The organism is Kitasatospora sp. NPDC004272 (assembly GCF_053603035.1).
Genome location: NZ_JBSGET010000042.1, coordinates 44,200 through 54,120, shown reverse-complemented (window position 1 = coordinate 54,120; position 9,921 = coordinate 44,200). Strand labels below are relative to the sequence as shown.

The 9,921-nt window shown below is 74.6% G+C and carries 11 protein-coding genes; 10 read left to right on the top strand and 1 reads right to left on the bottom strand.

The window, feature by feature from the left end:
* Positions 1 to 155 precede the first annotated feature (155 nt).
* The 4 genes from ACWEO5_RS15615 (at position 156) to ACWEO5_RS15600 (ending at position 2,942) form a co-directional block, all read left to right on the top strand.
* Entirely contained in the window at positions 156 to 575 is a 420-nt protein-coding gene (locus ACWEO5_RS15615; protein WP_344556529.1) for a roadblock/LC7 domain-containing protein, read from the top strand.
* Between the two features lie 8 nt (positions 576 to 583).
* Positions 584 to 1,093: a DUF742 domain-containing protein gene (locus ACWEO5_RS15610; RefSeq protein ID WP_452162897.1), complete on the top strand. Its 510-nt coding sequence runs from the start codon at positions 584 to 586 to the stop codon at positions 1,091 to 1,093.
* Positions 1,074 to 1,685 carry a GTP-binding protein gene (locus ACWEO5_RS15605; protein ID WP_452162896.1) on the top strand — a complete coding sequence of 204 codons (612 nt, stop codon included), beginning with the start codon at positions 1,074 to 1,076 and terminating at the stop codon, positions 1,683 to 1,685. Before ACWEO5_RS15610 ends, ACWEO5_RS15605 begins: the two co-directional genes overlap by 20 nt.
* A 597-nt stretch (positions 1,686 to 2,282) precedes the next feature.
* Positions 2,283 to 2,942 carry a winged helix-turn-helix domain-containing protein gene (locus tag ACWEO5_RS15600; RefSeq protein WP_452162895.1) on the top strand — a complete coding sequence of 220 codons (660 nt, stop codon included), beginning with the start codon at positions 2,283 to 2,285 and terminating at the stop codon, positions 2,940 to 2,942.
* A 119-nt stretch (positions 2,943 to 3,061) separates the two neighbouring features.
* Here ACWEO5_RS15600 and ACWEO5_RS15595 read toward each other — a convergent pair whose 3' ends face one another.
* Positions 3,062 to 3,832 (bottom strand): IclR family transcriptional regulator, encoded by a 771-nt coding sequence (locus ACWEO5_RS15595; RefSeq protein WP_452162894.1) that lies wholly within the window; start codon positions 3,830 to 3,832, stop codon positions 3,062 to 3,064.
* Positions 3,833 to 4,197: 365 nt separating this feature from the next.
* Here ACWEO5_RS15595 and ACWEO5_RS15590 point away from each other — a divergent pair, with 365 nt between their 5' ends.
* Genes ACWEO5_RS15590 through ACWEO5_RS15565 form a run of 6 tightly spaced genes read left to right on the top strand, consistent with a single transcriptional unit; the run spans position 4,198 to position 9,887 of the window.
* On the top strand, positions 4,198 to 5,208 hold the full coding sequence (locus tag ACWEO5_RS15590) for an ABC transporter substrate-binding protein (protein ID WP_452162893.1): 1,011 nt from the start codon (positions 4,198 to 4,200) through the stop codon (positions 5,206 to 5,208).
* Between the two features lie 30 nt (positions 5,209 to 5,238).
* Positions 5,239 to 6,279 (top strand): ABC transporter substrate-binding protein, encoded by a 1,041-nt coding sequence (locus ACWEO5_RS15585; RefSeq protein ID WP_452162892.1) that lies wholly within the window; start codon positions 5,239 to 5,241, stop codon positions 6,277 to 6,279.
* Positions 6,276 to 7,124 (top strand): ABC transporter permease, encoded by an 849-nt coding sequence (locus ACWEO5_RS15580; RefSeq protein WP_452162891.1) that lies wholly within the window; start codon positions 6,276 to 6,278, stop codon positions 7,122 to 7,124. The genes ACWEO5_RS15585 and ACWEO5_RS15580 overlap by 4 nt, the downstream gene beginning before the upstream one ends.
* Entirely contained in the window at positions 7,121 to 7,876 is a 756-nt protein-coding gene (locus ACWEO5_RS15575) for an ABC transporter ATP-binding protein (protein ID WP_452162890.1), read from the top strand. Before ACWEO5_RS15580 ends, ACWEO5_RS15575 begins: the two co-directional genes overlap by 4 nt.
* A 26-nt stretch (positions 7,877 to 7,902) precedes the next feature.
* A complete protein-coding gene (locus ACWEO5_RS15570; protein ID WP_452162889.1) occupies positions 7,903 to 8,811 on the top strand; it encodes an ABC transporter substrate-binding protein in 909 nt (302 codons plus the stop codon).
* A gap of 5 nt (positions 8,812 to 8,816) precedes the next feature.
* Positions 8,817 to 9,887 (top strand): LLM class flavin-dependent oxidoreductase, encoded by a 1,071-nt coding sequence (locus ACWEO5_RS15565; protein WP_452162888.1) that lies wholly within the window; start codon positions 8,817 to 8,819, stop codon positions 9,885 to 9,887.
* Positions 9,888 to 9,921 lie beyond the last annotated feature (34 nt).

The following is a 9,921-nucleotide window of genomic DNA, read 5'->3' as shown; positions in this document are numbered from 1 at the left end:
CCGCTGCTCCCCGTCCCCGGGCAGGCGCCCAGACTGCGGGTCGCGCTGCCCTCCGCGCCGGTGCCGCCCGCGCTGCCCGCCGCCCCCAGCCGTTCCGTCCCGCCGGCGCACCAACCGCCGACCGCACCGCCCGCACCAGCAGAAGGAACCGAATCATGACCGCAACAACACCGCCGTCCGGGGACCTCGACTGGCTCCTCAACGACCTGGTCGGCCGGGTGGCGACCCTTCGGCATGCGGTGATCCTGTCCAGCGACGGCCTGGCCACCGGCGTCTCCAGCGGCCTCGGCCGCGAGGACGCCGAGCACCTGGCCGCGGTCGCCGCGGGCTTCCACAGCCTCGCCAAGGGCGCCGGCCGGCACTTCCAGGTCGGCGGAGTCCGGCAGACCATGGTCGAGCTGGACGAGGCGTTCCTGTTCATCACCGCGGCCGGTGACGGCAGCTGCCTCGCCGTGCTCAGCGACGCCGAGTCCGACGTGGGCCAGATCGCCTACGAGATGGCACTGTTGGTCAAGCGCGTCGGCGAGCACCTGGCCGCCGAACCGAGGACCGAGAACACGCTGCCCGGGAGATGACCGATTCGATGAGCGAGCCCGATCCGACCGAGCCGACCGAGGCCACCGCCCCGGCCGGTGCCGGTGGTGCGCCCGCGGACGACGAGGGGGCCGGCGCCGAGCCGGTCGACCTGTTCGCGCCCCGCACCCCGGTGGACGACCGCTGGTTCGACGACGAGGCCGGGCCGGTGGTCCGGCTGTTCTCGATGACCAGGGGGCGCGCCCGCCCGGTCGACGACGGCCTGTTCGACCTGATCTCCCTGGTCACCGCCGCCGGGCCGGCCCCCGGCCCCGGCGGCGCCCGGCCCGACCTCGTGCTCGACCCGGAACACCACGCGATCCTCGGACTCTGCCGCGACGAGCCGCTCAGCGTCGCCGAGCTGGGCTCCTACACCGACCTTCCGGTGAGCGTGGTCCGGGTCCTGCTCGGCGACCTCCACGACGCCGATCTGATCAGCGTCACCCGACCCTTCCAGCTCGCCCAGCAACCGGACGAGCGCCTGCTGCGAGACGTGATCAATGGCCTCCGTGCACTCTGACGCCCCGTCGACCTCCACCGCCGCCCGCAAAGCCCCCTGGGCCACCAGCGCGGTCAAGATCCTGATCGCCGGCGGCTTCGGCGCGGGCAAGACCACCCTGGTCGGCGCGGTCAGCGAGATCCGCCCGCTGCGCACCGAGGAGTCGCTCAGCGAGGTCGGCCGCCCGGTCGACGACACCGCCGGGGTGGAGGCCAAGCGCACCACCACCGTCGCGATGGACTTCGGCCGGATCGACCTCAAGCCCGGCCTCGCCCTGTACCTGTTCGGCACCCCCGGCCAGGACCGGTTCTGGTTCGTCTGGGACGAGCTCGCCCGCGGCACCCTCGGCGCGGTCGTCCTCGCCGACACCCGGCGGCTGGCGGACTCCTTCCCCTCGGTCGACTACTTCGAGCAGCGCGGCATCCCGTTCATCGTCGCCGTCAACTGCTTCGAGGGCACCGAGGTGTACGCCCCCGACGACGTCCGCGCCGCGCTCGACCTGCCGGCCGGGGTGCCCGTGCTGCTGTGCGACGCCCGGCGCCGCGAGGACGGCAAGGAGTTGCTGATCCGCCTGGTCGAGCACGCGGCGGACCGGGCCGGCGTGCGGCTCTGACGCCGTTTCGGGCCTCCGGGCCCGGGCGGCCGAGGTATTTCTGCCTCCGATATTTTTTGCGTCCGTGCAGGTGGGGGCGGTGGCGTCCGGATGGTGGACGCTTTCCGTCTCGCCCTGCGGATGCGCCCCTCCGGTGGGTTGCCTTCCGGGCACCGGGCGTGGAAGTCTCGTAGTCGTGCCCGCCGCCGAACGGCCGCGGAGCCCGACACACCCGGGGGGAGGAGCCGCGCCATGACCGTATCGGTCCGCCTCGCCGCGCTCCCGGTGCTCCCCGTCCTCACCGTCCGCCGGTACATCGACCACGGCCGGATCTACAGCGCCTGCTGTCGCTGACGCACCGCCACCCGGCCCGCCCCTGACGGGCGGTGGCGGTTCCGTGCGTCCCCGCCGACCCACGCAGCGCCCGGAGAGCAACCGTGCACGTACGCACCCTCCTCGAACCGTTCTGGCCCTCGCGCCGGAACCACCACTTCGACCTGCCCTGTCGGCGCGCGACCAGCGCCTCCCGGCCCCGGACCTGACCGACCGTCAACTCCCGTGCGCCGGAAGCGCAGACGACGACCACCCACCGACCGTCACGCGCGAAAGAGCCCTCACATGTCGTACGCCGCCACCGCCACCGCGACCCCGCACCTGCGCGCGGTCCGCTCCCTCCCCAACCTCGCCCCCGCGACCGCCGCCGGCCTCGCCGCCGAACACCGGCGGGCCGCCGGGCCCCGGCCGGTCGCCGCCGCCACCGTCGCCCCCGCGCCCGCCCCGGAGAGCCTGCTCGCCGGACTCCAGGACGGCGCCGCCGTGGTCGCCGCCCTCCCGCAGTCCGTCCTCCCGCAGGGGCTGCTCGCCCAGCTCGGCGCGACCAACTCCCCGCTGGTCGGCTACCTGGTCCTGGTGCCCGCGGAGACCCCGGCCGCCGCCGCCCCCGCCGCCGTCGAGGCCCCGGCGGCCCCCCGGCCGTTCACCCGCCCCGCCGACAGCGGCATCTCCGTCGACCTCGACCGCCGCAACGCCTACGTCGACGGCGTGCTGCTCGACCTCACCTACCTCGAATTCGAACTCCTCGCCCACCTCACCGAGCACCCGCACCGGGTCCACACCCGCGACCAGCTCGTCCACACCGTCTGGGGCTACGGCCACGTCGGTGACGGCCGCACCGTCGACGTCCACGTCGCCCGCCTGCGCCGCAAGCTCGGCGCGGCCTACCGCGACACCATCGTCACCGTCCGCCGGGTCGGCTACAAGTACGCCCCGGTGGCGTAGCGGACCGCACGCCCGCCCGCGCAGGCCGCGGCGAGGACACCCCGGTGTCCCGCCGCGGCCTGCGCGCTTCCGCGCCCCGGGCCGTCAACCGCCTTTCCGCACCGCCCCGGCGGCGCGGCTCAGCGCTGGTCCGGGGGCAGCAGCAGGACGGTGAGCGCCGCCGCGCAGGCACGGGCGTGGGTGAGGGCGCGGGGCAGCTCCTCGTCGGGGAGGCGGGCGGGGGTGGCGCGGACGGCGAGGGCGAAGCGCGCGCTCGGGGTGCGGTCGAGGACGGGGACGGCGAGGGTGCGGACGCCGGGGGCGGACTCGCCGTCGTTGAGGGCGTAGCCGCGCTCGCGGGTGCGGGCGAGCTCGGCGTCCAGCGCGGCCGGGTCGGTGAGGGTGTGCGGGGTGTAGGCGGGCAGCGGGCCGTCCAGCGGCGGGTCGGCGGGGGAGGGCCAGGCCAGCAGCACCTTGCCGAGGGCGGTGGAGTGCAGCGGGCGGCGCAGGCCCAGGCCGGTGGAGGGCAGGACGGAGCCGCCGACCAGGATGACGGCGTGCGGGCCGGAGCGGATGGCCAGGTCGGCGGTGGCGCCGGTGCGGGCGGCCAGCCGGTCGAGTTCGGGGCCGGCCAGGTGCAGGCCGCGCTGGTGGAAGGTGAGCTGGCCGAGCTCGGCGACGGCCGGGCCGAGCCGGTAGCGGGCGGTGCGTTCGTCCTGGTCGAGGAAGCCGGTGGCGACCAGGGTGCGGGCCAGGCGGTGCGCGGTGGAGACGGACAGGCCGGTGCGGCGGGCGAGTTCGGAGGCGCTGAGGTCGGGCCCGTTGTCGTGGAAGCAGTTCAGCAGGCCGAGCGCCCGGTGGACCGCCTGGGCGCCGCTCGGCGGGGCGGGGAGGGTTCCGGGGGCGGGCATCGCACTTCTCCGGTTCGGTTCGTTGCGGGCTGAGGAGGGGGCAACTTCCGTGCTCAGCCCAGGATATGGGCGTGATCACGAAGGCAGTGTTGCGGCAGTGTTGCGGCCGACGGGTCTTGTGTGAACAGGTGATCCCATCATCTGGCAAGGCTTGATTCCGCCCCCGGTCGGATGGAACGCTCAGGTCATCAGGTCACCGCCGGCTGGAGCAGCCGGTCCGAACAGGAGGGAGCCCACCGTGAAGACGCACCGGTGCCTCTCCTGCTGTTGTCGCTGACCGCCCCCGAACCCCCTTTCCCCGCCCGGCCGTTCCCACCATGCGGAACGAAGCCCGCGCGCCTCCTGCCGATCACCGGAGCCCCGCCATGAGCACCACCCCCGCCGCGCCCCCGTACCCCGACACCCTGTGGTTCACCCGCTGCCCGGTGCCGACCGCCACCGGCATCGCCGCCGACCAGGGCTGGCTGGCCCGGGAGTTCGCCGCCGAGGGCATCGCGGTGCGCTCGCTGCAGGACGTCCCGCCGGAGGTCGCCGCCGACCACCACTACACCCACGCGCTGACCGGCCTGTTCCGGGAGGGCGGCAACGTCCCGGCGCTGTGGGCCCGTTCGCGCGGCGAACGGACCAGGCTGATCGGCCTCACCTGGATCGAGGAGCGCCAGACGGTGCTCGTCCGGGAGGGCGGCGGCATCGACTCCGCCGAGCGGCTGCGCGGGCGGCGGCTCGCGGTGCCCCGGCACCCGATCGCGATCGACTTCTGGCGGGCGATGGCACTGGCCGGCCACCACGGCGCGCTGGCCTCGGCCGGCCTCGGCCCGGCGGACGTCGAGTGGGTGGACGTCGAGGCCGAGCGGAACGGCGGCCAGTGGGAGGCCGAGCTGACCGCGCTGGCCGAGGGCCGGGTGGACGCCGTGTACGTGAAGGGCGCGCTCGCCGTGGAGGCCGCCCGCCGCCACGGGGCCGTCCCCGCCGTCGAGTTGGACGCGCTGCCGGACCGCCGGCACCGGGTCAACAACGGCACCCCGCGCCCGATCACCGTCCACCAGCAGCTGCTGGACGAGCACCCCGAGCTGGTGGCCCGGTTCCTGGCCGTGCTGCTGCGCGCCGCCGACTGGGCGGCCGGGCGGCCCGCGGAGGTGGCCCGGATCCTCGGCGCCGAGACCGGCGCCGGACCGGAGGGCGTCGCGGGCGCCTACGCGGCGGGCAGCCACCGCACCCTGCACCCGGACCTGTCCGCCGAACGCCTCGAACTCCTGGCCCGGCAGGAGGAGTTCCTGCACGCCCACGGCTTCCTCGCCGACCGGGTCGACGTGCACGCCTGGGCCGACCCCGCCCCGCTGGCCGCCGCCCGCGCCCTGCTCGCCGCCCGCCCCTGACACTTCCCCCCGACCCTGCTGGAGAGCCCCATGAGCACCACCACCACCGTCCGCCGCCGCACCCTGCTCGCCGCCACCGCCCTGACCGCCGTCGCCGCGCTCGCCCTGACCGCCTGCGGCTCGTCCGTGAAGGACGCCTCGGCCTCCGCCGACGGAAAGGGCGCCGAGGTGGTGCTGAGAGTCCCCGACCCCGGGAACTCCGGCTTCCTCGCCAAGGGCAAGAAGGACGGCTCGCTGGACGCGGCGCTGGCCGCCGTGCACGCCAAGGTGGTGTGGACCGGCAGCGCCGGGCCGTTCGCCCCCGCAGCGCAGGCCCTCAACGCCGACCAGCTGGACGTCGCCCAGGGGTCGATCACCTCGGCCGTCGCCGCGCTCGCCCAGAAGCCCGGCTTCAAGCTGTTCGCGCAGACCGAACCGGACCAGGCCGGCGAGGGCATCCTGGTGAAGAACGGCTCCCCGATCAAGGAGATCCAGGACCTGGTCGGCAGGAAGGTCGCCGTCTCGCAGGGCGGCACCTCCGAGTACCTGCTGCTCAAGGCGCTGGAGAAGAACGGCATCCCGGCCGACAAGGTCGAGCGGGTCTACCTGCGGGCCGACCAGACCTCCGGCGTCTTCAACTCCGGCCAGGTCGACGCCTGGGCGACCTGGGGCACCTTCTCGATCCCCGCCATCGCCAACGGAGGCGCGCACTTCCTGGCCGACGGCAAGGCCGTCGGCAGCGACAACTACGCGGTGTGGGCGGTGCGTTCGACCTTCGCCGAGAAGCACCCCGACGTACTGAAGGCGTTCTACGGCTACCTGCACGAGAACGGCGCCAAGGAGAAGGCCGACCCGGCCGCCTACCTCAACGTGTTCACCGACGCCGGCCCGACCGCCGTCACCCCCGCCGAGAAGGACATCGCCGTCGACTTCGGCAAGCAGCGCGCCGTCGACTCGCCGATCACCGACGCCGACGCGGCCCGGTTCGCGGTGGTCGCCGAGTTCTACGCCGACCAGGGCGTCACCAAGAGCCTGGTCGACGTCAAGCCCTACCTGATCGACATCGACTCCCTCGCCGGGAGCGGGAAATGACCGTCACCACCGAGGCGGCCCGGGCCGCCGGGCTGGTCGCCCCCCGGGCCCGCACCACCGCCGACCGGCCGCGCGGCGTCTCGCTCGCCCTGCGCACCCTGGGCCCGGTCGCCCTGATCGCCGCCTGGCAGATCTCCTCGGCGACCGGCGCGCTCACCCCCGACGTGCTCGCCTCTCCCGGCCAAGTCCTGCAAGCCGTAAAGGAGTTGTGGGGCAACGGGCAGCTCACCGACGCGCTCTCCACCTCGCTGACCCGGGCCGCCCTCGGCCTGCTGTTCGGCGCCGGCACCGGCCTGGTGCTCGGCGTGGTCACCGGCTTCTTCCGGCTCGGCGACGAACTGCTCGACTCCGCGATCCAAGTCCTGCGCACCGTCCCGTTCCTGGCGCTGGTGCCGCTGTTCATGGTCTGGTTCGGCATCACCGAGACCGCGAAGATCGCGCTGATCGGCGTCGCCACCTCCTTCCCGATGTACGTCTCCGCCTCCGGCGGCGTCCGCAGCACCGACCGCAAACTCGTCGAGGCGATGCGCAGCTTCGGCCTCTCCCGCTGGGCGATCGTCCGCGAGGTGGTGCTGCCCGGCGCGCTGCCCGCCCTGCTCTCCGGGCTGCGGCTGTCGATGACGCTCAGCGTGATCGCGCTGATCGCCGCCGAGGAGATCAACTCCACCGAGGGGATCGGCTACCTGATGGCCCAGGCGCAGAACTTCTCCCGCACCGACGTGCTCGCCGTCTGCATCCTGATCTACGGCCTGCTCGGCCTGGCCGCCGACGGCGCGGTGCGCGTCCTGGAACGCGTCCTGATGCCCTGGCGGCCCGCCGGCGGGCGAGCGGGGGCCGGACGATGAGCACCACCACGACCACCACGACCACGACCACCGCCCCCGCCGTCCACCTCCGGGGCCTGCGCCGGGTGTTCGGCACCCGGGCCGTCCTGGACGGCGTCGACCTGGACATCGCCCGCGGCGAGTTCCTCGCCCTGCTCGGCGCCTCCGGCACCGGCAAGACCACCCTGCTGCGGATCCTCGGCGCACTCGACCGCGCCGACGAGGGCACCGTGCTCGTCCCGCCCTCGCGCACCGTGGTGTTCCAGGAACCCCGGCTGATCCCGTCCAAGCGCGTCCTGGGCAACGTCACCGTCGGCCTGCCGCGCGGCGCCGCCACCCGGGAGACCGGCCGCCGGGCCCTGGCCGAGGTCGGCCTCGCCGACCACGCCGACGCCTGGCCCGGCACCCTCTCCGGCGGCGAGGCGCAGCGCGCCGCCCTCGCCCGGGCCCTCGTCCGGGAACCCGAACTCCTGCTGCTGGACGAGCCGTTCGCCGCCCTGGACGCGCTCACCCGGCTGCGCATGCAGGACCTGGTCGGCGAACTGTGCCGCAAGCACCGGCCCGCCGTCCTGCTGGTCACCCACGACGTGGACGAGGCGATCCGGCTCGCCGACCGGGTGGCCGTGCTGCGCGACGGCGCGCTCGTCCGCGACGAGACCGTCACCGTCGAACGCCCCCGGGACGCCGCCGACCCCGACTTCGCGGCGCTGCGCCGCCGCCTGCTCGCCGACCTCGGCGTGCACCGGGACTCCGCACCACAGCACGTCAACTAGCTTCTCCTGCAAGGAAAGAGACCGCCATGACCATCACCGTCGGTGTGCACCGCTCCAACCCGTCCCTCTACCACCTGGCCCGACTCGACTACCTCCAGCAGGAGTTGGCCCCGCTCGGCGAGAACGCCGAGTTCCACCACTACGCCGACGGCACCAAGACCGGCCCCTACCTGGCCGACGGCACCATCGACTTCGGCGGCACCGGCTCCACCCCGCCGGTCACCGCCCAGGCCGCCGGGCACGACATCGTCTACACCGCGGTCTCCGCGCCCCGCCCCGACCACGGCGCGCTGCTGGTCGCCGCCGACGGGCCGGTGCACTCGATCGCCGACCTCAAGGGCACCACCGTGGTGCTCGGCATCGGCTCCTGGCAGACCCACCTGCTCGCCAAGGCCCTCCACCAGCACGGCCTCTCTTACCGCGACGACATCAGCGCCGAGCGCCCCGCCGGGGACGAGGCCGAGCGGCTGCGCGGCGGCGCCATCGCCGGCTGGATCGCCCAGGGCGCCGAACTCGCCGCCGCCCGCCGCACCGGGGAGTTCCGCGAACTGATCCGCACCGGCGACGTCATCACCGACCGCTCGGTGTTCTTCGCCCGCCGCGAATTCGCCGTCCAGCGGCCCGAGGTGGTCGCCGCCATCGTCACCGCCCTGCAGCGCGCCGACCACTGGGCCGCCGCCCACCCGGCCGAGGCCGCCGCCCTCGCCGCCGAGGACCAGGGCGGCGAGGCCGCCGACTGGCACACCGCGCTGGCCGCCCTGCCCTGGCAACTGGAGCCCGCCACCGCCGAGTTCGTCGCCGAGCAGCAGGAAGCCGCCGACATCTTCCACCAGGTCGGCTTCATCGACCGCGCCGTCACCGTCGCCGACGCCCACCTGCCCGAGCTGGAGCAGCCCGTCGCCGCCGCCGTCTCCCGCGCCGCGAAGGAGGCGTGAGCACCATGGCCACCGAAGTCCTCTGGTACCTGATCCCCCGCGAGGGCCACTACCCGTGGGAGCCCGAAGGCCGCCGCCCGGTCGACCTCGGCTACCTCCAGCACCTCGCCGCCACCGTGGAACGGCTCGGCTACACCGGCGCCCTGCTCGCCACCGACCAGTACGACGTGTGGACGCTCGGCTCCGCGCTGGCCGCCGCCACCGGCCCCGGCTTCCAGCCCCTGCTGGCCGTCCACCCCGGCCTGGTCGCCCCCACCCTGCTGGCCAAGATGGCGCTCTCCTTCGAGCACCTGCACGGCCCCGGCCGGCTCCGCTTCAACGTGGTCAACGGCTCCACCAACCAGCTGCGCGAGTACGGCCTGCACGTCGAGCACGACGACCGCTACCGGCTCTCCGCCGAGTACTGGAGCCTGGTCAAGCGCCTCACCAGCGGCGAAGTCTTCGACCACGAGGGCGAGTTCTACCAGCTGAAGAACGCCGGAGCCTCGCTGCGCGACCTGCCGCCGCTGCGCGAGGGCCACATCCCGCTCTGGTTCGGCGGCTCCTCCCCGGCGGGCATCGAGGTCGCCGCCGAGCACGTCGACGTCTACCTCACCTGGGGCGAACCCCCGCACCTGCTCAAGGAGAAGCTGGAGCGCGTCCGCGAACGCGCCGCCGCGCACGGCCGCAGCCTGCGGCTCGGCCTGCGGCTGCACCTGATCGTCCGCGACACCGAGGAACAGGCCTGGGCCGCCGCCGACCGCCTGCTCGACGTCACCAGCGAGGCCACCTACGCCCGCCAGCTCGGCGGCCGGGCCGGCGAGGACGGCATCGGCTGGCAGCGCCAGTTCCGCCAGCACGGCGGCCGCGTCCCGGCCCGCGCGCGGGAGCTGGAGGAGCACCCCAACCTGTGGCCCGGGATGAGCCTGTTCCGCCCCGGCCCCGGCACCGCCGTGGTCGGCTCCACCGAGCAGGTCGTCGAACGGCTCCGGGAGTTCCAGGAGTTGGGCGTGGACACCTTCATCCTCTCCGGGAACCCGCTGCTGGAGGAGGCGTACCGGGTCGCCGAGACCGTCCTGCCGAAGCTGCACCCCTGAGCCCCCCGGAACCGGGCGGGCGGCCGAACTCCCC

What these genes read in the sequence shown, in the direction of transcription:
- ACWEO5_RS15615 (WP_344556529.1), top strand. Translation starts at nt 156, where the DNA reads ATGACCGCAACAACACCGCCGTCCGGGGACCTCGACTGGCTCCTCAAC.
- ACWEO5_RS15610 (WP_452162897.1), top strand. Translation starts at nt 584, where the DNA reads ATGAGCGAGCCCGATCCGACCGAGCCGACCGAGGCCACCGCCCCGGCC.
- ACWEO5_RS15605 (WP_452162896.1), top strand. Translation starts at nt 1,074, where the DNA reads ATGGCCTCCGTGCACTCTGACGCCCCGTCGACCTCCACCGCCGCCCGC.
- ACWEO5_RS15600 (WP_452162895.1), top strand. Translation starts at nt 2,283, where the DNA reads ATGTCGTACGCCGCCACCGCCACCGCGACCCCGCACCTGCGCGCGGTC.
- ACWEO5_RS15595 (WP_452162894.1), bottom strand. Translation starts at nt 3,832, where the DNA reads ATGCCCGCCCCCGGAACCCTCCCCGCCCCGCCGAGCGGCGCCCAGGCG.
- ACWEO5_RS15590 (WP_452162893.1), top strand. Translation starts at nt 4,198, where the DNA reads ATGAGCACCACCCCCGCCGCGCCCCCGTACCCCGACACCCTGTGGTTC.
- ACWEO5_RS15585 (WP_452162892.1), top strand. Translation starts at nt 5,239, where the DNA reads ATGAGCACCACCACCACCGTCCGCCGCCGCACCCTGCTCGCCGCCACC.
- ACWEO5_RS15580 (WP_452162891.1), top strand. Translation starts at nt 6,276, where the DNA reads ATGACCGTCACCACCGAGGCGGCCCGGGCCGCCGGGCTGGTCGCCCCC.
- ACWEO5_RS15575 (WP_452162890.1), top strand. Translation starts at nt 7,121, where the DNA reads ATGAGCACCACCACGACCACCACGACCACGACCACCGCCCCCGCCGTC.
- ACWEO5_RS15570 (WP_452162889.1), top strand. Translation starts at nt 7,903, where the DNA reads ATGACCATCACCGTCGGTGTGCACCGCTCCAACCCGTCCCTCTACCAC.
- ACWEO5_RS15565 (WP_452162888.1), top strand. Translation starts at nt 8,817, where the DNA reads ATGGCCACCGAAGTCCTCTGGTACCTGATCCCCCGCGAGGGCCACTAC.